Annotated in this window: 22 protein-coding genes; 13 read left to right on the top strand and 9 right to left on the bottom strand. The window is 37.9% G+C overall.

Annotated elements, in window-relative coordinates; all coding sequences use genetic code 11:
* Positions 1-221: 221 nt before the first annotated feature.
* From B554_RS0102355 to rimI, 3 genes are all read left to right on the top strand, one after another.
* Positions 222-1,103, top strand: coding sequence for a metal-dependent hydrolase (locus B554_RS0102355; RefSeq protein ID WP_004703331.1), 882 nt, complete (start codon positions 222-224; stop codon positions 1,101-1,103).
* 238 nt (positions 1,104-1,341) lie between these two features.
* On the top strand, positions 1,342-2,217 hold the full coding sequence (locus B554_RS0102350; protein ID WP_019456837.1) for a metal-dependent hydrolase: 876 nt from the start codon (positions 1,342-1,344) through the stop codon (positions 2,215-2,217).
* A gap of 109 nt (positions 2,218-2,326) precedes the next feature.
* The gene (gene rimI / locus B554_RS0102345; protein WP_004703327.1) at positions 2,327-2,782 is read left to right on the top strand and encodes a ribosomal protein S18-alanine N-acetyltransferase; all 456 of its coding nucleotides are present in this window, start codon (positions 2,327-2,329) and stop codon (positions 2,780-2,782) included.
* 38 nt (positions 2,783-2,820) lie between these two features.
* On the opposite strand, the gene B554_RS0102340 is transcribed toward rimI, so the two are convergent.
* The 3 genes from B554_RS0102340 to trxB form a co-directional block, all read right to left on the bottom strand.
* Entirely contained in the window at positions 2,821-3,636 is an 816-nt protein-coding gene (locus B554_RS0102340; protein ID WP_004703325.1) for an arginyltransferase, read from the bottom strand.
* An 18-nt stretch (positions 3,637-3,654) separates the two neighbouring features.
* Positions 3,655-4,386: a leucyl/phenylalanyl-tRNA--protein transferase gene (gene aat / locus B554_RS0102335; RefSeq protein WP_019456836.1), complete on the bottom strand. Its 732-nt coding sequence runs from the start codon at positions 4,384-4,386 to the stop codon at positions 3,655-3,657.
* Positions 4,387-4,505: 119 nt separating this feature from the next.
* A complete protein-coding gene (trxB, locus tag B554_RS0102330; RefSeq protein WP_004703323.1) occupies positions 4,506-5,453 on the bottom strand; it encodes a thioredoxin-disulfide reductase in 948 nt (315 codons plus the stop codon).
* A gap of 269 nt (positions 5,454-5,722) precedes the next feature.
* Between trxB and B554_RS0102325 the strand changes: the two genes are divergently transcribed.
* Together B554_RS0102325 and rhtC are read left to right on the top strand one after the other, a co-directional pair.
* Entirely contained in the window at positions 5,723-8,755 is a 3,033-nt protein-coding gene (locus tag B554_RS0102325; protein WP_019456835.1) for a DNA translocase FtsK, read from the top strand.
* A 150-nt stretch (positions 8,756-8,905) separates the two neighbouring features.
* The gene (rhtC, locus tag B554_RS0102320; RefSeq protein WP_004703321.1) at positions 8,906-9,526 is read left to right on the top strand and encodes a threonine export protein RhtC; all 621 of its coding nucleotides are present in this window, start codon (positions 8,906-8,908) and stop codon (positions 9,524-9,526) included.
* A gap of 48 nt (positions 9,527-9,574) precedes the next feature.
* On the opposite strand, the gene B554_RS0102315 is transcribed toward rhtC, so the two are convergent.
* From B554_RS0102315 to B554_RS0102290, 6 genes are all read right to left on the bottom strand, one after another.
* On the bottom strand, positions 9,575-9,862 hold the full coding sequence (locus tag B554_RS0102315; protein ID WP_004703320.1) for a PA4642 family protein: 288 nt from the start codon (positions 9,860-9,862) through the stop codon (positions 9,575-9,577).
* An 83-nt stretch (positions 9,863-9,945) separates the two neighbouring features.
* Positions 9,946-10,218, bottom strand: a complete 273-nt coding sequence (gene minE / locus B554_RS0102310; protein ID WP_003653273.1) for a cell division topological specificity factor MinE — start codon at positions 10,216-10,218, stop codon at positions 9,946-9,948.
* A 2-nt stretch (positions 10,219-10,220) separates the two neighbouring features.
* Positions 10,221-11,033, bottom strand: a complete 813-nt coding sequence (minD, locus tag B554_RS0102305) for a septum site-determining protein MinD (RefSeq protein ID WP_019456834.1) — start codon at positions 11,031-11,033, stop codon at positions 10,221-10,223.
* 70 nt (positions 11,034-11,103) lie between these two features.
* Entirely contained in the window at positions 11,104-11,826 is a 723-nt protein-coding gene (minC, locus tag B554_RS0102300; protein WP_019456833.1) for a septum site-determining protein MinC, read from the bottom strand.
* Between the two features lie 121 nt (positions 11,827-11,947).
* On the bottom strand, positions 11,948-12,994 hold the full coding sequence (locus B554_RS0102295; protein ID WP_019456832.1) for a hypothetical protein: 1,047 nt from the start codon (positions 12,992-12,994) through the stop codon (positions 11,948-11,950).
* A 14-nt stretch (positions 12,995-13,008) separates the two neighbouring features.
* Positions 13,009-13,935: an acyltransferase gene (locus B554_RS0102290; protein WP_019456831.1), complete on the bottom strand. Its 927-nt coding sequence runs from the start codon at positions 13,933-13,935 to the stop codon at positions 13,009-13,011.
* Between the two features lie 245 nt (positions 13,936-14,180).
* Here B554_RS0102290 and B554_RS0102285 point away from each other — a divergent pair, with 245 nt between their 5' ends.
* The 8 genes from B554_RS0102285 to B554_RS0102250 all read left to right on the top strand — a co-directional run bounded on the left by B554_RS0102285 (position 14,181) and on the right by B554_RS0102250 (position 22,645).
* Positions 14,181-14,834, top strand: a complete 654-nt coding sequence (locus B554_RS0102285) for an OmpA family protein (protein WP_004703310.1) — start codon at positions 14,181-14,183, stop codon at positions 14,832-14,834.
* Positions 14,835-15,027: 193 nt separating this feature from the next.
* Positions 15,028-17,067, top strand: a complete 2,040-nt coding sequence (locus tag B554_RS0102280) for a UvrD-helicase domain-containing protein (protein ID WP_019456830.1) — start codon at positions 15,028-15,030, stop codon at positions 17,065-17,067.
* A gap of 24 nt (positions 17,068-17,091) precedes the next feature.
* Complete coding sequence (dut, locus tag B554_RS0102275) at positions 17,092-17,544, top strand: dUTP diphosphatase (protein WP_019456829.1); 453 nt, start codon at positions 17,092-17,094, stop codon at positions 17,542-17,544.
* Between the two features lie 194 nt (positions 17,545-17,738).
* Positions 17,739-19,157, top strand: a complete 1,419-nt coding sequence (locus B554_RS0102270) for a phosphomannomutase/phosphoglucomutase (RefSeq protein WP_019456828.1) — start codon at positions 17,739-17,741, stop codon at positions 19,155-19,157.
* A 15-nt stretch (positions 19,158-19,172) separates the two neighbouring features.
* On the top strand, positions 19,173-20,081 hold the full coding sequence (argB, locus tag B554_RS0102265) for an acetylglutamate kinase (protein WP_004703301.1): 909 nt from the start codon (positions 19,173-19,175) through the stop codon (positions 20,079-20,081).
* 118 nt (positions 20,082-20,199) lie between these two features.
* The gene (locus B554_RS0102260; RefSeq protein ID WP_004703299.1) at positions 20,200-20,982 is read left to right on the top strand and encodes a GNAT family N-acetyltransferase; all 783 of its coding nucleotides are present in this window, start codon (positions 20,200-20,202) and stop codon (positions 20,980-20,982) included.
* 108 nt (positions 20,983-21,090) lie between these two features.
* The gene (locus B554_RS0102255) at positions 21,091-21,939 is read left to right on the top strand and encodes a class II glutamine amidotransferase (RefSeq protein WP_019456827.1); all 849 of its coding nucleotides are present in this window, start codon (positions 21,091-21,093) and stop codon (positions 21,937-21,939) included.
* Between the two features lie 250 nt (positions 21,940-22,189).
* The gene (locus B554_RS0102250) at positions 22,190-22,645 is read left to right on the top strand and encodes a bacteriohemerythrin (protein WP_004703295.1); all 456 of its coding nucleotides are present in this window, start codon (positions 22,190-22,192) and stop codon (positions 22,643-22,645) included.
* The last annotated feature ends 71 nt before the right edge of the window (positions 22,646-22,716 follow it).

The raw sequence follows: 22,716 nt of genomic DNA, 5'->3' as shown, positions 1-22,716 counted from the left end.
TTGCGAAAGTAACTGCATAATCACTTTTCAGTGAAAAAAGCGCTCCTTTTGGAGCGCTTTTTTTTGCTTGTTGTTTGACAATTCAATTTAAAGCTGGCCTTAACTGATACTTCAATGTCCTTATTTGCACTTAAGCCTTTTTATTAAATTTGTATGATAAGAATCAAGAAAATGAACAATAAAGTTTATGTAACTTAGGTTACTGGTAAGGAGCTTTCGATATGAACGCTAAAGTGAATATTACGAATCGTGCAGGAGCGAGCTTTCCAGTACGTCGTATGAACTTTGACTTTAATGATGTACCAGAATACTGGATGAATGGTTCTGCTGGACTTACACATTTTATGACAGCATTATCAGCATTGTTTCCTGCTGGTGAGAAATTCTTCATCGATAGTGTACGTGCCGTACGTTATCATCCAGCTATTAAAGATGATGAACTGCTACAAAAAGAGATTAGTGCTTTCATTGGGCAAGAAGCAATGCACACTCAAGAGCATGTAAATTTTAATGCTTCTGCTCAAAAGTTTGGTCATGATGTAGAAACATTAGAGAAATTCACTGATACAGCGATTCAAACAGCCATTAAAACTTTTGTAAAAATTGTTAAACCTTTTGGCATGACAAAAGAAATGGTGGATTTGACTGCTACTACTGCACTTGAGCATTTTACAGCTACTATCGCTTCACAATTATTAGTAAATAAGAACATTCAAGAGCTGATGACTGATGAAACCATGTCAACTATGTGGTATTGGCATGCAGTTGAAGAAAATGAGCATAAAGCTGTAGCTTTTGATGTATACGAGGGTGTATTTGGTAAAGGTGTAAAGGCTTATGCTTTACGTACGAGCTCTTTAGTATTTGCTATGACTTTAATCTTTTTGATTCAGTCATCGTTTGTACTTCGTCTTTTAAAACAAGATAATAAATTAAACTTAGCTGAGCTGTCTGTAATTTATAAATATGGTTATAGCCCATCGAAAGGTATCATTACAGGTATGGCGAAAGAAATGCTTGCTTATTTTAAACCAGGTTTTCATCCTAATGATTTAGATACAGTTAGCTTGTTAAAAACATGGAAAGCTAAACTTGGACTTTAACCAAAAAATAAAGTGAAAAGGGCTGTGAATAGCCCTTTTTTGTTGCCTTAAAAGTGCGACTCATTTTTAAAATTATAGAGTTTTATTTTGATTCAGAAAGGGACTTTTAATGACCTCATCTGATAATTCGCTGTCCTCATCTGCACTTAAATAGCATTTTTAAAAGCGTATTATTATAAATATTAAGAAAATAAATAAGGATATAAGTGAATTTTTGGTTCACTTAAAGGAGTCTAACATGAATGCTAAAGTAAATATTTCTAATCGTGCTGGAGCAAGCTTCCCTGTACGTCGTATGGACTTTGAATTTGATCAAGTTCCACGCTATTGGGCAAATTACGATGCAGGATTAACTCACTTTATGACAGCATTATCGGCTCTTTTTCCTGAAGGTGAACAATTCTTTGTAAATAGCACGCGTGCTGTTCGAAATGATCCAAAACTTGCTGACCCAGCTCTTCAAAAGGAAATTAGCGCTTTTATTGGTCAGGAAGCAATGCATTCGAAAGAGCACTTAGCATTTAATGCTTCAGCGCAGGCTTATGGTTATGATGTTCGTCATATGGAAAAGCAAACTGGAACAGTCATTAAGATGGGTACGGCTGTTGTAACCAAATTAATGAAACCTTTTGGCTACACCAAGGAAATGATTGATTTGACAGCAACCTGTGCTTTAGAACATTTTACTTCGACCATTGCAGCTGAGCTTCTACAAAATCCTGAAATTCAGGCTATGGTGCAAGACGAGACTATGTATCATTTGTGGATGTGGCATGCAGTTGAAGAAAATGAACATAAAGCGGTAGCTTTTGATGTTTATACAAGCATGTATGGGCAAGGTCCGAAAGCTTATTTTATGCGTTCAACTGCTTTAATTATTGCCATGGCTTTAATCTTCGCAACTCAATCATACTTTACTGCTAAGTTACTCAAGACTGATGAAAAGTTAACTTGGAAAGATACCAAATACATGCTTAAGTTTATGTATGGTCGTAAAGGTTTTATGACACGTCAAATTCCAGAATTGCTAGACTTTTTAAGACCAAAATTTCATCCAAATGATTCGGATACCACGGCTTTATTAGCAACTTGGCGTGAAAAGTTAGGCTTCTAATAAATCACATAGAAAAAGAGCAATTTAATTGCTCTTTTTTTTTGCTCGTTTTTTCTATTTAAATTTCTATAATACGTTTAACTAGAAATCTGTAAATGTGTTGAAATTCATGATTCGTACTATGCAAGCCTCCGATGTGGATAGTGTTGCTCAAATTGAAAAGCTTGTTCAGACACACCCATGGTCAAGACAGCAATTTATTGAATCTTTGAATTCTTATCAATGCACAGTGATTGAGTTAAATAGCAAAGTAGTTGGATTTTGTATTTTACAACCCGTTTTAGATGAAGCAAATTTATTACTCATGGCAGTTGATCCTAAAATGCAAGGGCAGGGTTTAGGATATGAATTATTAAGTGCTTCAATTGATCAATTAAAAAATGAGCCAGTACAAATCTTTTTAGAAGTCCGTGAAAGTAATAAAGCAGCTATTGGTTTATATGAAAAAACAGGCTTTCACCAAATTGATCTGCGTCGCAATTATTATCCTACTCAAGAAGGTGGGCGTGAAAATGCGGTGATTATGGTAAAAACCTGTACTGATGATTTCGCATCATTATTTTAATCACTTATCTGTTTGCATTTGATAAGAATAGATTAAAACTATTTAATAATTAAGTTGTTCCATTCGGAAGGTAAGGTTGTCATAAGAGATGTGCCTAACTGTTGGATCTCTTCTGGTGACAATGATCTATTTAAACGGCGCCATTGCCCATCTAGTAAAAGTTCTAAAGGTGTATATTGCGATTTGTAGTTCATTTTTGCAGAGTGAGGTACCCAATAGCCTAAATAAAGATATTCTAAGCCAAGTGATTTTACATATTCGATTTGATTCAAAATCGAATAAACACCTAAAGATCTACGGTGCTCATCTGGATCAAAGAATGTATAGACCGCTGATAAACCATCATCCATAAGATCACATGTAGAAACACTGATCAGACGGTTATCTTTCCATAATTCCAAGAAGAAACTATCTGTGCAGCTATGAACTAGAAATTTTTCAAACTGATCTAAACTCGGCGGAAACATATCGCCATCGGCATGGCGCTCATTAATATAACGTTCATATAAATCATAATGAATTTGTGCAGCTTGCCGTGTTGGTAGAACAGTCATAGTAAGATCTTGATTTCGTTTCCACGCTTTTTTTTGCATGCTGTTCATTTGGAAATCGGCTACAGGAACACGACAAGACAAACATTGTCTACATAAATGGCATTCAGGACGGTATACAAAGTCGCCACTACGACGAAAACCTAAACGAGAAAGTTCAGAAAGAGTCACCACATCAATTCGATGAATCGGGTCTAAAAAGACCATACGTGCTGATTTATTTTCTAAATAGCTGCAATCGTGAGGTGGAGTAATATAATACTGCAGATCATTTAAAAGGGACTTCGGGTGATATGATTTCATGATTGGTCCCTCCTGTTATCATTCCATTAATTTTGCATTTAATGCTATTGTTTTACTTGAAAATACACGTTCTTGATACTTTTTCCAATTGATAGAGGGGTGAATAATTACATCTTGTAACGATTTAAGATATTCCTGCCGAGAAAGTGTACAAGCCCCAAGACTAATTAAGTGACTATTTACCAGTTGGCAGTCGACCCAAGGAAGCTGATTTTCTTGACCGATTAACATTAAAGTATAAAAAGCCATTTTAGAAACATCGGTTTGGGTACTAAACATAGACTCGCCAAAACAACCTTTCCCGATCGTTACCCCATATAAACCACCTACCAACTGTTCATCTTGCCAGACTTCTATGCTATAGCCATAACCTGCATTAAACATTGCTAAATAGCCCTGAATAATATCTTCGCTAATCCAAGTTTCATTAGCATAACTTCGAGGTAGTGAACATGAGCGTATGACCTGTTCAAAAGCACGGTTTACCGTAATGGTGTAATCATACTTTTTCATATTCCGAATGAGCGATTTACTTGGTTTATAGTTTTGAGGATAAATCACACAGCGTGGTTCAGGACTCCACCAACAAATAGGCTCATCTTCATTAAACCATGGAAACAAACCATGGGTGTAAGCTTCATATAAAGTAGAAGGGGAGAGGTCCGCTCCGATACAAATTAAACCATGACCATCTGGATCAGCTTCCTCTGGATCTGGAAAAATATATTGAGATAGAGGTAGTTTATTCATAAGTCTAAAATAATGTGCGTTTAAAGGTTATGCTATAAAAATTAATATGAGCCAGCCAGTAATTATTATAAATGATAAAAAAACAGCCGTTATAAAACGGCTGTTTGTAAGATCTAAACTTAAAGGTTGTCTAGATATTTCTCTGCATCTAGTGCTGCCATACAGCCTGAACCAGCTGATGTAATCGCTTGACGGTAGATACTGTCAGCTACATCACCTGCAGCGAAAACACCTGCTACAGAAGTTGCTGTTGCATTACCTGAAGTACCACTTTGTACTTGGATGTAGCCATCACGTAAGTTTAATTGACCATCAAACATTCCTGTATTTGGTTTGTGGCCAATTGCTACGAATAGACCATGAACTTCTACATCTTGCTTAGTGTCATCTTTGGTTGATTTAAGGCGAACACTTGTTACGCCAGTATTATCACCCAAGACTTCTTCAACTTCATGATTCCAAACGATGCTGATTTTGCCTTCTTTTTCTTTAGCAAATAAGTGATCTTGTAAAATCTTCTCAGAGCGTAAAGAATCACGACGGTGTACTAGAGTTACATGTGAAGCAATATTTGATAGATAAAGTGCTTCTTCAACAGCAGTGTTACCACCACCAACAACCATTACTTTTTGGTTTTTATAGAAGAAACCGTCACATGTTGCACAAGCACTCACGCCTTGGCCCATAAATTTTTGTTCAGACTCTAAACCAAGGTATTGAGCTGTTGCACCTGTCGCAATAATTAATGCATCACAAGTGTACTCTTCCATATCACCTTTAAGAACGAAAGGACGTACATTTAAGTCCACTTCGTTAATATGGTCATAGACAAGTTCGGTACCGAAGCGTTCAGCATGCGCTTGCATACGTTCCATTAAAGCAGGACCAGTCAAACCTTCAGGATCGCCCGGCCAGTTATCAACTTCGGTTGTTGTTGTAAGTTGGCCACCAAGCTGTAAACCAGCAATAAGTGTTGGTTTGAGATTTGCACGAGCTGCATACACAGCCGCACTATAACCTGCAGGGCCTGAACCGAGAATAATTAACCGAGAATGACGAGCACTCATTGAGGGTATCCTTATTTATTTCGAGAATTTTGAAAATTATACGTGAAATTGCCGACCAATAGCGTGAAATCGATGTGGATAATATTGATCAGGTCAATCGAATTAAGTTATATAACAATATAGAAGAGCCTTATGTTAACAACAACTGTAAAGAATCATGCACCTTTTTTGTAAGAACAGGTGCATAATATAAAGTTCATTCGTTGAAGATCTGAAATGTTCGTCTTCACATCTCTAAACCAATAATTAAATGGGTTACAGGACAGTATATGACTGCGGTGTCAAGTGTTTATGCACAGCGCTTATTGATGACATTATTCTTGGTCTCTTTTGGTATTTATATGTTTCTGGCGACAGTAACGTATACGCCATTTGATCCGGGCTGGATGCATATTTCAAGTGATACTCAGCAAGTATCTAATGCAAGTGGTATTGCTGGTGCATGGATTGCAGATTTGCTGTTTGGCTTTTTAGGCTGGGCAAGTTTGCTTATTCCAATTTTCTTGTTTGTTGAAGCCATTCAAGTCTGGTGGCCGCATAGTTTTCTAAACCGCCCATTTCGTTATGCTGCTCAATTCTTCTTAATTCTTGTTGTGTCGAGTTTACTCTATTTACACTGGAATGTACCTGCAGATACTTTAGATAATGCCGCAGGTGGGATTATTGGTTATGAATTGGGGCAGAGCTTATCTCAAGTGCTAACAATTTATGGTGCGACACTCTTTTTATTGGTTTTTGGGGTGGTTTTGTTCACTTTAGCATTTGGGGTGCAGTGGAGCAAAACTTGGGTTACGCTCAAAGCGATGCCAAGTTATTTACAAGACTTATTCTATAAGAACGTATCGCCAAATGAATCTGCTTATGATTTAACTACACAGCCTGCAAATAAAACAGCAAAGGTAAAAGTTGCAGAGATGCCTAAGGCCGATGTTGCTGATGAAGCAGAGCCAAATGTTCAACCAGAAAAAACACAAACAAAAGTTAGCTCTACACGACACGATGAAATGGCAGAGCGTTTATTTGCCGATGTTTTAGCAAAAGAGCAAAGTCAGCCTGAAGCTGTGGAAGAAAAGCAAACTCCTCAACCAGAAAACTTTGAACATACACTTGAACAAGCTCATCAGCTTAAAAAAGATAGTGAGCGTCTGGTCGCTACCGGTGAAGTTTGGCGCGCTTTGCAACGTGATGATGCAAGTCATAAGCAAGAAATTGACGCCTTATTAAGAGCAGCTGATGATTCAAATGAACATCCAAGTCATGAGCAGTTCCAAGAGGTAGCTTATCAGGCTAAACAAACTCAGCCTCAAGTCTCGAATACTCATCAAGGTTTAGATTGGAATGATGATGAGATTTTTGATGAGTTACTTGCCGCAGTTCCAAATAGTAAAACTGCGACTGATGTGCATACACCGTTCATTCAAGACCATCATGTTGAACCAGTTGTAACGCCGCAAACATCTCATGCATCAGTTGAAACATCTGTAGCTCCATCGAATTTAAATCAGCCACCTAAAAATTTATCAAATGAACAGGTGTTTGATGATTTTGATGACTTGTTAATCGATGAAGATATTGCTCCAGTAACTCAACCGGTCAAAGCAAGTAGTTATGCTCAATCTTCAGCATTTGTACAAGCACCAATTCAAACTGCGATTGGTGCAGAGAAACTTTCAAAAGAAGAGTTTATTGAAGCTTGGCAAGAAACTGCTGGAAAGCCTGAGGACGATCTTGAAGATGAGTTCGATTTTGATGCGCCATTAACTGATGCATCTGGTCGACCAATGTCTCGTGCAATGCAGGTAGCCAAGAAGCGTTTAGATTTACCAACATTACCGGGCTTTGAACTCCTTGATAAGGTTGATCCAAATAAGAAAGTTAACTTTACCGAAGAGCAGCTTTCTCGTTTGTCTGAATTGCTTGAGATTAAATTACAAGAGTTTAATGTTAAGGCTCAGGTGGTTGAAGCTCAGCCAGGTCCAGTTGTTACGCGTTTTGAATTAGATTTAGCACCGGGTGTTAAAGCATCTAAAGTGACTAATATTTCCCGTGACTTGGCGCGTTCAATGTCTATGGCTTCGGTACGTGTTGTAGAGGTTATTCCGGGTAAACCATATATTGGTATTGAAGTACCAAATAGTGCCCGTGAAATGGTACGTTTGATCGAGCTATTGGAAACACCAACATATCGAGATCCAAGCGCACTGATTAGCATGGCAATGGGGAAAGATATTTCGGGTAATCCAGTATTAACAGATTTAGCAAAAGCACCGCATATGTTGGTTGCGGGTACCACAGGTTCGGGTAAATCTGTTGCGGTTAACTCGATGATTTTATCGATGTTACTTAAATATACGCCAGACCAGCTACGTTTAATTTTAATCGATCCAAAACAGCTTGAACTTGCAAACTATAATGATATTCCGCATTTATTAACGCCTGTAGTGACTGACATGAAAGATGCAGTTAGTGCATTAAATTGGTGTGTAAATGAAATGGAGCGTCGTTATAAGCTCATGTCATTCCTCAAAATTCGTAAGTTAAGTGACTACAACCGAAAAGTTGAAGAAGCAATTGCAAATGGGGAAGATTTGATTGATCCAACATGGAAGCCAAGTGACTCAGTGACACAAGAGCGTGCACCTCGTTTAACGCCGCTACCATCAATTGTAATTGTGGCAGATGAGTTTGCCGATATGATCATGCAAGTAGGTAAGAAAGCGGAAGAAATGATTACGCGTTTGGCGCAAAAATCTCGTGCTGCTGGTATTCACCTTTTACTTGCAACTCAGCGTCCATCGGTAGATGTTATTACGGGTCTTATTAAAGCCAATATTCCAACGCGTGTAGCTTTACGTGTAAACAGTAAAATCGACTCACGTACTATTTTGGATGCAGGTGGTGCAGAAGACTTGTTAGGTCATGGTGATATGCTGTTCTTGGGGCCAGGTAAGATTGAGCCAGAACGTGTACATGGTGCATTTATTAGTGATGATGAAGTGAACCGTATCTGTGACGCATGGCGTGAACGCGGTGAACCTGACTATGTAGATGAGATCTTGACGCCATTTGATGAAGAGCCTACTTCTCGTGGCTTTGAAGAGGGTGATGGTGCTTCAGACCGTGATGCGCTTTATGATCAATGCGTATCGTTTGTTCTAGAAACTCGAAAGGCATCTACATCTTCATTACAGCGTAAGTTTAGCTTAGGTTATAACCGTGCTGCCCGTATTATCGACCAAATGGAAGAGAACGGTATTGTGAGTGCTATGGGTGCCAATGGTAAGCGAGATATTTTAGTTTAATATCTTCACTTGAAATAAAGCCTCTTCGGAGGCTTTTTTTATAGTTCAAAATAATAGCTCTGAACTGAAAGTTTGAGATTTTATCAAATAGTAAAAAATGCTAATGTGTGCTTCTAAATAAAAAACAATGAAACAAATCAGGAGGACAACATGCTAGTCGCGTTAATTACGTTAGCTTTTATTCATTTTTGTGCGCTTATTACTCCAGGGCCTGATTTCTTTCTAGTATCGCAGACCGCGGTAAGCCGATCTCGTAAAGAAGCAATGCTGGTTGTAGCAGGAATAACAGCAGGCGTTATGTTTTGGGCATCTTTAGCACTGATGGGCTTAAATATTATTTTCGAGAAAATGGCCTGGTTAAAGCAAGGGTTACTCATCGCAGGTGGTTTGTACCTATGTTGGTTAGGCTATCAAATGTTACGTTCGGCATTTTCAAAAAATCAGCAGGAAGAGGTTACGGAGGTTGAGTTGCCTAAAGCACCTTACTTATTTTTTATGAAAGGATTGCTGACCAATTTATCGAATCCTAAAGCTGTGATTTATTTTGGTAGTGTGTTCTCTTTATTTTTAGCTAATCCTCAGCTTGATCAAGTTCATTGGTTGCTTTTTATTATTGTGTCGGTTGAAACGATTTTATGGTTCTGCTTTGTGACATTTATTTTCTCGTTACCGAGTTTCAGAGTAGCTTACCGTAATTTTTCAAAATGGATTGATGGTATTTCAGGTGGTATTTTCACTGTATTTGGTATTTTCCTCATTGGAAATCGCTAAATCCAGATAATAAAAAAGCCTCTTAAAGAGGCTTTTTTATGTTTAAGCTTAAGCAAACTTTGCCAAAACTTCTAAAAATGGTGCCGATTGACGAGGAAACTTAGCAATCACGTCATGGATGCGTTCACCTTCAGGATCTGTTGCATTGATATCTCGTCCATCTGCAACAAATTTAGTCAAAAGACGTTCATAGTCATTTGGACGCATATGTTTGAAAGCATGGTAGAGCACATGAAAATCTGCGTTCACACCATTTGGAGGAAGTTGGTTGAGGTAGGCAAAAACACGCTCATCGGACCATTCTTCATTGAAAGTTGCTGGCTGTGATAATGCCATGACAATCTCCTCATTTTAAAAAAGGCAAAATAACTTGCGTTATTTTGCCTTGATTCTGATGTGTTGAATAGTCAGAAATAGAATTATCGTTCTTCAGGTAAATTGATATTCATTTCTAACATTTCGATATTTGCTTCAGAACGAACTTGCATTTGGATATGCTGTTCGCCTACACCGCTGACATAACGACTCACCACCTGCATGATTTCTTTCTTCATTTGGTCAATCTTGTCTTGGCTTAAGCGACGGCCTAAACCTTGTTCTGATGCAACAATAACTTTTAAACGATCTTTAGCAGTTTGAGCACTTGATGGCTTTTCGTCACTGCTAAATAATTTACTCCAGAATCCTGCCATATCTACGCTCCAAATAGTCGTGCTAACCAGCCTTTAGGTTGAGCTGTGATGTGTCGATAAGGGCGTTCTTCGCCAAGAAAGCGAGCAACCAAGTCATCATACGCTTGGCCAGCTTTAGTTTCTGAATACAGAATAACTGGCTTACCTTCGTTTGATGCTTGTAATACGCTTGGACATTCAGGAATAACACCTAATGTCGGTACGCGTAAAATATCTTTAGAAATATCATCAATCGTCAGCATTTCCTGACGGTCAGCACGTTCAGGGTTAAAACGTGTAATACATAAATGCTTACGTATACGTCCTTCGTTGTGTTCAACTTTTTTAGTTTTACTGTCTAACATTCCGATGATGCGGTCAGAGTCACGTACTGATGAAATTTCAGGGTTTGTCACAATGATTGCTTCATCTGCATGGTACATTGCTAAAATTGCACCACGCTCAATTCCAGCAGGTGAGTCACAAATAATGTAATCAAATTCTTGAGCAAGTTCGTCAATCACACGAGCAACACCTTCGTCGCTCAAAGCATCTTTATCACGGGTTTGTGAAGCCGGTAAAATGTAAAGGTTTTCGATATCTTTATCGCGAATAAGGGCTTGTTGCAGACGTGCTTCATTGTTAATTACATTGACAAAATCATAAACAACACGACGCTCACACCCCATAATTAAATCAAGGTTACGTAAGCCTACATCAAAGTCAATCACAACAGTTTTATGACCACGAAGGGCTAAACCTGTTGCAAAAGATGCACTCGTTGTAGTTTTACCTACACCACCTTTGCCTGATGTTACGACAACAATTTTGGCCACCGAATCCACTCCTATTATGGTCATACATACACCCTTAAAAGGGCTGTTTTTTGGTGATTTGCTTAATAAACTAAAGTTCTAGAGCTTCAAATTCAAGCTCTTGCTTTTCATTTAAATAAATATGTACTGGCTTTTTTACCACATGTTTAGGGATATCATCTGCGACACAATATGTTCCGGCAATGGAAACGAGTTCAGCCTCTAAAGATTGGCAAAAAATACGTGCAGCAGCGTGCCCACCCGCACCAGCAATGACTCTACCACGAACCGTGCCATAAATATGTATATTTCCTGAAGCAATCACTTCAGATCCACTATTCATGCCAGCTTTTAAAATAATATCGCCTTGGTCTTGTACAAGAGATTGGCCTGTACGCAAAATTTCATCATGATAAGAGGTAATATGGGCAACTGCATTATTATTTAGTGGTTTTTTTGTTTCGGCTGAAGCTTGTGCAGGTGCCGGTTTCTCTACAATTGCGACTTGCTCGGCAGTTGCTTTAATACGTTGTAATGGCTGATCTGCTGGTAGTACAGGGAACTGAATAGCGCGTGCTTCATCACCCAAGATACCATCAATAACTGCCATTGGTTGCAAACCTAAGCTGACTAACAGCTGAATTAAAGCAATCAACTCTTGTTCAACAGTACTATCTATAATAACGAGGGTTCCCTGATAGGACCCTTCATTTAATATGTTTGATAATTGCTGGCGGATCACATCATGATCATTCGTATCGAAGGTTATCCTGCTAAAGTTAACCATTCTGCCGGTAATCCGGATATCAGCCATAAGTCTTCCTTCAAGGCGTTAAAACGAGCTGTAATATCGTTAAGTTTATTGTAAATAGAGCAAATGCTAGAACAAATCGTGCCAATTCTCTAGCGTGTTTCATAAAAAATTAAGTAAATGCTTATTCTTTGATTCGATCACGCTCCGCAAGGGTTTGTTGCCACTGTTTGACCTTAACTTGTTTGCGAATTGCTTCTAGGCTTTCAAACACCACAGACTCTACAAGTTGCTCAAGCTCACGGTTATTAATATTCACGTTACTTATTTTTTCTGAAATTAATTGATAAGTTGCATTAGGCTGTTCTTTTGATCCTTCAACTAATGGTTCAATTAAACCTGCACTGATATTTTCACCAAGCCTTTGACCAATACTTTGGATTTGCTGTTCGATACGACCACCCACTAAAGGAATTAAGCGTAATAATTGAGTTAACTCTGGCGTATCCTCTATTGCCTGATCAACAATTTGCCCAACGCCTTTTGTGATTGCTGGCTTTTGTTCTTTTAAAGCAGTCGCTAATGATTCTTGCAATATAGAGGTCAGGGTAATTGTAAATTGTTCACGATGATGATTAACCAAGTCGTGAATAATTTGTTTATGTGTTGAGCTAGTCTGTAGCTCATTTCGAATGCCATCAATAACCGTAATAACAACACGGTCAGACAGTTCTTCCATAACGACGCGATAATAAAATAGTCCGTTTTTTCTCCAGCCTTCAGGAATAATAGGATAGCCTAATTCATATAAGCGATAGGCAATAATACCAGCACGAAACAAACGTAAAAAACGCAATTGAGGAATGATGGCTAAAATTTCATACCAGTGAATAAATGGGAAGAAGAACCAACGTTTATGGTGTTTATAAACAATAGAAATGCCCCAACGGACAAGAAATTCAGTAATTAAAAAGCCAATAAACCAAGCTTCTGTCGTAATTACCCATGGGTGTAAATAGGTTTTATAAAAGCTGAGTACTTGGGGCAAGTGAATATGTTCAAAAAACCATGCCCCAATACTGCTCATTAAAAAGAAATTTGCTGCAAGACAGAACAGATTGAAAATAATAATAAACACCATAAAGATGTCATAAACCAAAAACAGCTTAAATGAAATGCTGTTTGGATCCATATGGTAATATTTTGCTTGTTTTCTGGAACTGTTTTGCATAGCTATAAATGCTTTTAATGAGTTGAAGTAGTATATCGAGCTTTCATTTGTTCGATAAGTTGATCTTTTTCAGTCCAAAGCTCGTGTACCCATTGTTGAAAACGTTCACGATAAACTGGGTCATCTTCATAGTTACCACCGAGTACCCAAGCTGGTATTTCAATTTTACGAAGATTTACCGCAATTTTTGAAACATCACCTAACCAGAAGTCGCCATAGCCCGGTACACCGTCAGGGTAGACAATCGTCATATCAACCAAAGCATCAATTTTGTCGCCCAAAATATTTAGAGCCAACGCCAAACCACCTGCTTTAGGTTTTAACAAATGTTTATATGGCGAATTTTGTTGATCATGTTTTTCTTGAGTAAAACGTGTACCTTCTAAATAGTTTAATAACGTAAAAGGTTGGCTCAAGAGTTGCTCGCACGCTTTGCGTGCTTCCATCATATCGCGGTCTTTGAGCTCAGGGTTTTTCGCAATTTGCTCTTTAGTATGACGCTTCATCATTGGGAAGCCTAAAATTTTAAAGGCTTGACCAACGAACGGAATAAAGATGAGTTCCCATTTGGTAAAAAAACGGGTAAGGGGCATACGTGTTAAACCAAAGTATTGATTTACTGTCGTATCAACCCAACTTTGATGGTTACACGTCATTACATAACGGCCTTGCATACTCAAATCAAGACCTTCATCGATTGTAATATCCCATTTTAAATTAGGTAAAACATGATCAATGAGCCAGTTATTTACACCAAGCCAGCTATTTGTAATTTGAATATTGGTTTCATCAACTTTAGACGATTTTTTTAACAGCTTAGTCAAACCTAAAGCCAATACAGGTGGTCCATGAAAAAAAGTACTACCTGTGATGACTGTACCTACAGTGAGTCCACGTGTAATTTTTTTTAGCGCAGATTGCTTATTGGGTGCAGTTGACATATAAATGACCCCGAATATCTAAAATCCATGGAAAGTTGTTCAACTATAACTATCGTGAAATGAAATACAACGATATCTTAGATAACAATGAAGAAATTGTGATGAGTGCACATCTTAAAGTGCATCAAAATATTACAAAAAAATAACTAAACTGTTTATTATTAACAAAATATCAATGTTTTATACTTCCTTTTTGTTTCATTATTCATCCAGACAACAAAACACACAAAGTGAGGAGGCATGCAATGCGTGCACTAGTTATTTCAACAGTCGTAGGGGCAGCAGTAGTATTATCTGGTTGTCAGACAACAGGTAACAACCTAGGTGGAATTGAATACGATAAAGCCGCATTAGGTACTTTAATTGGCGCAGCAGCAGGTTATGGTATTTCTAAATCAAGTGCAAACTCTAGCCGTCAAAACAACCGTGCTGCGGCAATCGGTGCAGTTCTTGGTGCAGCTGGTGGTTTATATCTTGATAACAAAGAGAAAAAATTACGTGAGCAAATGGCGGGTACTGGCGTAGAAGTAGGCCGTAACCCAGATGGTTCTGTTCAATTGATTATGCCAGGTAGCATTACTTTTGATACGAACAAATCAAACATCAAACCAAACTTCTATGCAACTTTGGATAAAGTAGCTCAAACATTAGCTGAAGATAACAAGAGTGCGATTTTAGTTACTGGTTATACAGATAACACCGGTAATGACTCTATCAACATTCCATTATCTCAAGCACGTGCTCAATCAGTTAAAATGTATTTAGCTGGTAAAGGTGTATCTTCTACCCGTATTGATGCACAAGGTTATGGTTCTTCTAACCCAATCGCAGACAACTCAACTGCTTCTGGTCGTGAACAAAACCGTCGCGTAGAAATCAGCATTTATGCTAAACAATAAGATTTAATTTATTGTTTCGAAAACCACCTTCGGGTGGTTTTTTTATGGGTGCAGTACAAGAAATAATCACGACATTCTACGGCGCATAAATTGCATTATTAGACATCATTTATACATATCCGCAGATTTATTATTGGGATTCTAAAAAAGAGATGACTATAATCATGCTCGAAAAATTAAGAGGTAATACACGATGTCAGCTGCCAGTCAATTGAACGACAAGCAAGAAGAAGCCATGAAATATACTCAAGGCCCTTTATTGGTGCTTGCTGGCGCTGGTTCAGGTAAAACATCGGTAATTACCCGTAAAATTGCCTATTTGGTGCAGCATTGTCGTATTCCTGCGCATCGTATTACAGCGATGACATTTACCAATAAAGCCGCACGTGAAATGAAAGAGCGTGTAACCAAGCTTTTATCACGTGAAGAGGCAAAAGGCTTATCTGTTTCGACTTTCCATACGTTTGGCTTAAATCTTTTACGTTTAGAACTTAAAAATTTACCTTTAAAAGCTAATTTTTCGATTTTGGATGCAGATGACTGTAAACGTATTTTGATGGATTTGATGCATCGCGATAATTTGTCTGGTGCAGAAAGCAAAGAATTAATTGCCAAGGCAATGAAAAAAATTTCAGATTGGAAGAACGATCTGATTTTGCCTGAACAAGCACATTCGACGTGTGAAACTCCTGAAGATGTCCAGTTTGCGCATCTTTATCAACTTTATGAACGTAATTTACGTGCCTACAATGCTGTCGATTTTGATGACCTGATTGTTATGCCAACCCGCTTACTCCAAGAAAATGCAGAAGTACGTGACAAGTGGCAAAACCGCGTTCGTTATTTATTGGTCGATGAATATCAAGATACCAACACCGCGCAATATATTTTAGTGAAACTGTTGGTTGGTGTAATGGGACAGTTCACCGCGGTAGGTGATGACGACCAATCGATTTACGCATGGCGTGGAGCGAAGCCTGAAAACATGGCTTTGCTTAAACAGGATTTCCCAAATTTACATATTATTAAGCTTGAGCAAAATTACCGCTCGACCAGCCGTATTTTGAAAGCTGCGAACTGCGTTATTCAGAATAACCCGCATATTTTTGATAAGAAATTGTGGAGTGATAAAGGCCATGGTGAGGTCATCAGAATTATTACCTGCCGTAATGATGACGATGAAGCTGAACGCGTAGTCAAAGACTTACTGACTCATAAGCTGATGAACGGTAAGAACTGGAAAGATTACGCTGTATTGTACCGTGGTAACTTTCAAGCACGTGTATTAGAAACCCAGCTTCGCCAAATGCAAATTCCTTATAAACTCTCTGGCGGTACATCATTCTTCGCTCGTGCAGAAATTAAAGACGTGATGAGCTACTTACGTCTTATTATTAACCCTGAAGATGACAGTGCTTTCTTGCGTATAATTAATACGCCTAAACGTGCGATTGGCCCAGTTACTCTTGAGAAGTTGGGCTTATTCTCTCAAGAAAATAATTTATCTTTACTTGTTGCATCTTCTGACCAACGCTTAAGTATGGTTCTTCCTAAAAAAGCAGAAACTCAATTGCATGAGTTTGCCGACTTTATTGCGACATTTACGCGTGAGTTGCTAGAAGATGATGAGCCTGTGCCTAAAGTTCGTCAAATGATGAATGAAGCGGGTTATATCGATTATATTCGTGAACAGTCTGCAACGCCTGCTCAAGAGAAAAGTAAACTCGATAACATCGAGAATTTATTTACCAGTATTCAAAATCTGATTAATCGTGCAGAAGATGTTGATGAAAAGAACATTGAAAGCGTTATTCGAAAACTGGTCTTGCTCGATTTGTTAGAACAGCAGCAAGAAGAAGAGGACACTGACAAAGTAAACCTACTTACTTTGCATGCAGCAAAAGGTTTGGAGTTCCCATATGTGTACATTATGGGACTTGAAGAAGAGCTTTTACCGCATAAAAACTCGATTGCAGCTGAAACCATTGAAGAAGAACGCCGTCTTATGTACGTGGGTATTACCCGTGCACGTCAAGGCTTAACTTTAACTTTGGCAGAACAGCGTAAAAATGGTGGTCAAATGAAACAAATGACCCCAAGCCGTTTCCTTGATGAGCTTCCGCAAGACGAGCTCGAATGGTTAGGGCGTAAAAAGAAAATTGCAGCAAATGTTGACCCTAAAGAACAGGCTCAACAATATTTGGCAAATTTAAAAGCTTTATTAAAGCGTTAATTTTTTTAATTTTTAGGAAATCCCATGAAAGTTCAAGTTAAATTGCTCGATCCGCGTTTAGGTAAAGAATGGCCTTTACCTTCATATGCAACAGCAGGATCAGCAGGTCTAGATTTACGTGCCTGTTTAGATGAAGCAATTGAAATTGAACCAGGCCAAACTGTATTGGTTAAAACAGGTATGGCGATTTATATTCATGATGTGAATTTTGCTGGTTTAATTTTACCGCGTTCAGGTTTAGGCCATAAACACGGCATTGTTCTTGGTAACTTGGTTGGATTAATTGACTCGGATTATCAAGGTGAATTGATGGTTTCAGTTTGGAACCGTGGTCAAACGACTTTCCGTTTAGAACCGGGTGAGCGTTTAGCACAGTATGTTTTAGTTCCGGTGGTTCAGGCTGAGTTTCAACAAGTAGAGGAATTTGAAGAAACTTTACGCGGTGCTGGCGGCTTTGGTCACACGGGTAAACAATAATTAGCTTATAAAAAATGATTGAAAGAAACGCCTGTTTTACAGGTGTTTCTTTTTATGTCTTGAATGTTACAATGAATTATATTACAAAACGCTTTACTCATACTCTTTTAACTTTTTAGCAAATATCCTTTCAAACTTTGAATACTCTATGTTTTTGCGATAGATCAGATTGATCTTTAAATAGAAGATACGCTATGAATGTAAGACACTCATTTCCAAAAAATATTTTCCGTGCTTACGATATTAGAGGCAAACTTTCTTATTTAACTACGGACGTTGTTCGTTCAATTGCCTACGGATTGGCACAACAATATAAACAAGCAGCACAAACTCAATTAGTGATTGGCTATGATGCCCGTCTCACAAGTCCATCTTACGCTCATTTAATTGAAGAGATGTTAATAGAGCAGGGTTTAACAGTTACAAATATTGGTTGCTGTTCAACCCCGATGATGTATTACCTTGCACGTGAGTTTGGCGGCAACGGCATTATGGTAACCGCTAGCCATAATCCTAAATCAGATAATGGTATTAAATGGATATTAAAAGGGGAACCTCCATCCCCAGAAATGATTCAGCAAGTCGGTGAGTTTGCGCAAACTTATGTTCCTGTTCATCCAATATCATTATTAGAATTATCAACCGCTCAATTTAAATCAGAATTTTGCAAAAAATACCAACAAGCTCTTTTTAACGATATTCAACTCAGACGCCCATTAAAAGTAGTGCTTGATGGTTTACATGGTTCGGCAGGGCATTGCTCAAAGCTGGTACTTGAGAAAATGGGATGTGAAGTCATTGCTTTACGTACTACCCCAAATGGTGAATTCCCAGATCATGCTCCTGATCCATCCTATGCAGCACATTTAACGAATTTACGTAAAGCAGTAGTGGAGCTACAGGCAGATATTGGTATTGCGCTTGATGGTGATGGCGATCGTGTCGTATTACTCGATGAAAAAGCAAATATTCTGACAGCGGATCGTCTTTTATCACTCTTTGCACAAATGTGCCTAGAACAGCAACCAGATAAAGAAATTGTATTTGATGTGAAATGTTCGCTTATGGTTCAAAGAACTGTAGAGCAACTACGTGGTAAACCGAAAATGATTCGTACTGGAAGTAGCTTCCTTCGTTCATATTTATCCAAGTCTAAAGGGCAAGCTATTTTTGGTGGTGAATACGCCGGTCATTATGTGTTTAATGATGGTCGTGGTTTTGGATATGACGATGGAATATATGCTGCACTGCGTGTAATGGAATATTTTACTCAATCTAAAGCAAAAACTATTTCTGAGTTATTTTCTATTTATCCTGAGAGATGCTGTACCGAAGATACCTATATCAGTACTCACCAATCAGACCCTAAACATGTACTACAAGATATTGAAATTTTGAGCCATCGTCTAGGCGCACATATTAGTAAAATTGATGGTGTACGTCTTGATTTTGAGGATGGTTTTGGCATTATTCGAGCATCAAATACAGGTGAGTATTTTACCGTAAGATTTGATGCTGATAGTCCTTTACGTTTAAAGGAAATCCAGCAAAAATTTATTGATATGTTGCAAGAGCGTTACCCGCAAATTGCACAAGAACTTTCTGAAGCCTAAGTAAGGAGAGGCGCAATGCCACAACATCAGCACCTTGGCGTCGACAAAGCAAAAATCTTAATTGAAGCTTTGCCATATATTCAACGTTTTTCCGGTAAGACGCTGGTGGTGAAATACGGTGGTAATGCGATGACTGATCCAGAGTTGGAAAGTTCATTTGCCCGAGATATCGTTTTACTTAAAACAGTGGGTTTAAACCCGATTGTTGTGCATGGTGGTGGCCCACAAGTTGACTCTTTCCTAAAACAATTAGGTCGTGAGTCTGATCGTATTGACGGTATGCGTGTGACCGATGAAGCCACTATGGAAGTGGTCGAAATGGTATTAGGCGGTAGCGTAAACAAGTCGATTGTTAATTTAATTAATAAGCATGGCGGACGTGCGATTGGCTTAACGGGTCAAGATGGCAATCTATTACGTGCCCGTAAATTATTAATGGAAAAACAAGAAGAAGACGGTTCGATCAGACATATTGACTTAGGTATGGTGGGTGAAGTGACTGGAGTAAAAACAGATGTATTAGAGATGTTTACTCAAAGTGATTTTATTCCTGTTATCGCACCATTAGGTGTTGATGAAAAAGGCAATACCTACAACATTAATGCTGACTTAGTTGCTGGTAAAGTTGCGGAGGCATTAGGTGCGGAAAAATTAATTCTGCTGACTAATATTACTGGCGTGCTTGATGAAAACAAAAATCTGTTAACAGGTTTAAGCACCCAAGAAGTTGACCGTTTAATTGAAACTGGCGTGATTTATGGTGGAATGATTCCTAAAGTCGGTTGTGCGCTTGATGCAGTCAAAGGCGGTGTTGTCAGTGCTCATATTGTAGATGGCCGTGTACCACACGCGACATTACTTGAGATTTTTACAGATCACGGTGTGGGTACGCTTATTTCTAATCGTACAAATGCTTCTCACTAAAGTGAGTATTTTTATGAAAAGATCACGCTAAGTGGTCTTTTTTTATGTCATTTAATTTTGGTCATTTTTTTGTCATGAGCTTTGACTAGTGTAAGGGGTGTCACTAGGAGCGTTCATTATGCTGGAAAAATTTAATCAATATCGCCAAACCTGGACTTTACCTCTAAATCGTCATAAGACTACTAATCAAACACAATTTCGCTTTGAATGGGTTGATAATTTAAAAGAATTACAAGATGTACAACGGTTCCGTGCACAACAGTTTAGTAAACAATTTGGCATTCATTTTGAAGATAATTTAGATCAAGATATTTACGATTTTAGTTGTGAGCATGCAGTATTACGGGAGAAATGGACGGGAGAGATTGTGGCTTATACACGACTTAAACTCTTCCAAGGCCATGAAATTGGACAAAGCTATAGTGCCCATGAGTTTGATATTGTTCCTCAGTTATCACACTTACCAAACGTATTGGAAATAGGGCGTACCTGTGTGCATCCGCGCTTTCGTAATGGTAAGGCACTTTCTACGCTTTGGATGAACCTTGCACCTAAAGTGTTGTGGTCAATGCGTGCTAAATACTTGATGGGCTGTGTGAGTATTCACCTTCAGGATAATTTGGCTAGAGCTTACTATACGCACCGCCAGATTCAGCAATTACCAGATGCTAAAACTATCGATATTCGTTCTAAAAAGATTTATGAACCTGAATATCCAGAGTTTAGTTTTCCTCAAGATGAGCGCATGCCAAAACTGTTCCAAATGTATTTGAGTATGCAATCTAAACTGTCTAAAGAAGCTTTTTTCGATGATAAATTTAATTGTCTGGATTACTTTGTATTCTTAGAAGTGAATAAAATTGCTACTTCATTTGTAATGAACAAAATGGCTCAACGATAAAGATATCTTATATTTTGTAATAGCGAGCGCATATTGGGATTTACAAGCTATTTTACTCTCATGCACAATAGTGCGTATGGGGTAATGAAGCGAAAAGTTTAGAACAATATGTGCCAGCTATTAGGAATGAATTGTGCAACACCAACGGATATCACTTTTTCTTTCCGTGGTTTTTCACAGCGCGCAGGAATTACCTCTGACCATAGTGATGGCTTTGGTATCGCTTTTTTTGAAGACAAGGCATGCCGTTTATTTGTAGATAACCAGTCTGCGGTTGAATCGCCAATTGCCGACCTTATTCGTAATTATCCCATCAAATCACGCAATGTGATTGCGCATATTCGTAAGGCGACCCAAGGTAAAATTACACTGGAAAACTCGCATCCATTTATTCGGGAATTATGGGGACGTCATTGGATTTTTGCTCATAATGGTGATTTACATGATTTTGATCCACCTTTGAGTGGACGTTTTACACCTGTAGGTAATACAGATAGTGAAAGAGCATTTTGTTATTTATTAGATCAACTGGTAGAAGTATTTGGTTATGAAGAGCCAAGTCTTGAGCAAATATTTGAAGTATTAGAAAAGATTTCTCCGCAAATTGCAGAATATGGCACCTTTAATTTCTGTTTATCTAATGGTAAAGCTTTATTTAGTTATGCAATTACTAAATTGCATTGGTTAGTCCGAGAATATCCATTTAACAATGCACATTTAATTGATTTAGATGTTGAAGTTGATTTTAGTCAAGTGACTACACCAGAAGACCGAGTGGCAGTCATTACCACTGAGCCTTTAACCCATAATGAAAACTGGACAGCTTATCAACCGGGTGAAATGATTTTATTCCAAAATGGAATGCCTATAAAAAAAGCAATAACACATGTTGAAAGATTAATACGTGAAGAGAAAAATCCGGAACTTAAACGTATTACTCGTGCAGATCAATATTAATTTTAACTAAAATAAATATAATTCTTTTAAAAACATATATTTTTATTTACTTAGCGATAAAGTATTTTGTTTAAAAAATACTTTATCGTTTTAGTTGGTTAATATTAATTAATTTTATGTAAATCAATACTTTGGGGTTTAATTCATTTTTATTATATAAAGCCGACAAAATAGGTTTGTTTTTATTTATCCCCTTTAACTATAAAATGCGATTTATGCAACAGTCATTGAACATCATTGGGGGTGGTGTATGAAAATGAAATGGGCTTTAGAATATAATACCGGTATTGAAGTTATTGATGAGCAACATAAACGAATACTTGATTATATTAATCAGATTGATGATGTAAAAGATGATGAAGATAGACGTCGTATTAAAGATGTTTTAGATAATATTATCGATTATACGCAGTCTCATTTTACTTTTGAAGAAAGTTTACAAGAAGAAGCCGATTATAAATATAGAGTACCTCATAAACGTGTACATGACTTATTTATTAAAAAAATTGAGCTATATCGTGAACGTTTTGAAATGGGTCATACCATTGAAGCTGAATTACAAGAAATTTTGGCTAAATGGCTCATTAATCATATTCAACATGATGATGCCGATTATGTAGGAGCAGTAAAAGAAAATATGATGGGAATCATTAGAGAAAAGGAAAAGAAGAAAGGAAAAAACTGGTTCGCTCGTTTTTTCTCATAACTTTAACTAGAAAAACTCTAAATTATCGTTAGCGCGGCAAACTATCGTTTCGGTGGTTTGCTTTTTTTATG

Source organism: Acinetobacter sp. GG2 (genome assembly GCF_000292385.1).
GTDB classification, from domain to species: domain Bacteria; phylum Pseudomonadota; class Gammaproteobacteria; order Pseudomonadales; family Moraxellaceae; genus Acinetobacter; species Acinetobacter seifertii.
The sequence above is the reverse complement of the archived record's forward strand: the minus strand, read 5'-3'. Positions and strand labels throughout refer to the sequence as shown.

Bases quoted from the DNA above. Each gene is read 5' to 3' on its own strand.
- B554_RS0102355 (WP_004703331.1), top strand. From the start codon at position 222: ATGAACGCTAAAGTGAATATTACGAATCGTGCAGGAGCGAGCTTTCCA.
- B554_RS0102350 (WP_019456837.1), top strand. From the start codon at position 1,342: ATGAATGCTAAAGTAAATATTTCTAATCGTGCTGGAGCAAGCTTCCCT.
- rimI (WP_004703327.1), top strand. From the start codon at position 2,327: ATGATTCGTACTATGCAAGCCTCCGATGTGGATAGTGTTGCTCAAATT.
- B554_RS0102340 (WP_004703325.1), bottom strand. From the start codon at position 3,636: ATGAAATCATATCACCCGAAGTCCCTTTTAAATGATCTGCAGTATTAT.
- aat (WP_019456836.1), bottom strand. From the start codon at position 4,386: ATGAATAAACTACCTCTATCTCAATATATTTTTCCAGATCCAGAGGAA.
- trxB (WP_004703323.1), bottom strand. From the start codon at position 5,453: ATGAGTGCTCGTCATTCTCGGTTAATTATTCTCGGTTCAGGCCCTGCA.
- B554_RS0102325 (WP_019456835.1), top strand. From the start codon at position 5,723: ATGACTGCGGTGTCAAGTGTTTATGCACAGCGCTTATTGATGACATTA.
- rhtC (WP_004703321.1), top strand. From the start codon at position 8,906: ATGCTAGTCGCGTTAATTACGTTAGCTTTTATTCATTTTTGTGCGCTT.
- B554_RS0102315 (WP_004703320.1), bottom strand. From the start codon at position 9,862: ATGGCATTATCACAGCCAGCAACTTTCAATGAAGAATGGTCCGATGAG.
- minE (WP_003653273.1), bottom strand. From the start codon at position 10,218: ATGGCAGGATTCTGGAGTAAATTATTTAGCAGTGACGAAAAGCCATCA.
- minC (WP_019456833.1), bottom strand. From the start codon at position 11,826: ATGGCTGATATCCGGATTACCGGCAGAATGGTTAACTTTAGCAGGATA.
- B554_RS0102295 (WP_019456832.1), bottom strand. From the start codon at position 12,994: ATGCAAAACAGTTCCAGAAAACAAGCAAAATATTACCATATGGATCCA.
- B554_RS0102290 (WP_019456831.1), bottom strand. From the start codon at position 13,935: ATGTCAACTGCACCCAATAAGCAATCTGCGCTAAAAAAAATTACACGT.
- B554_RS0102285 (WP_004703310.1), top strand. From the start codon at position 14,181: ATGCGTGCACTAGTTATTTCAACAGTCGTAGGGGCAGCAGTAGTATTA.
- B554_RS0102280 (WP_019456830.1), top strand. From the start codon at position 15,028: ATGTCAGCTGCCAGTCAATTGAACGACAAGCAAGAAGAAGCCATGAAA.
- dut (WP_019456829.1), top strand. From the start codon at position 17,092: ATGAAAGTTCAAGTTAAATTGCTCGATCCGCGTTTAGGTAAAGAATGG.
- B554_RS0102270 (WP_019456828.1), top strand. From the start codon at position 17,739: ATGAATGTAAGACACTCATTTCCAAAAAATATTTTCCGTGCTTACGAT.
- argB (WP_004703301.1), top strand. From the start codon at position 19,173: ATGCCACAACATCAGCACCTTGGCGTCGACAAAGCAAAAATCTTAATT.
- B554_RS0102260 (WP_004703299.1), top strand. From the start codon at position 20,200: ATGCTGGAAAAATTTAATCAATATCGCCAAACCTGGACTTTACCTCTA.
- B554_RS0102255 (WP_019456827.1), top strand. From the start codon at position 21,091: ATGTGCCAGCTATTAGGAATGAATTGTGCAACACCAACGGATATCACT.
- B554_RS0102250 (WP_004703295.1), top strand. From the start codon at position 22,190: ATGAAAATGAAATGGGCTTTAGAATATAATACCGGTATTGAAGTTATT.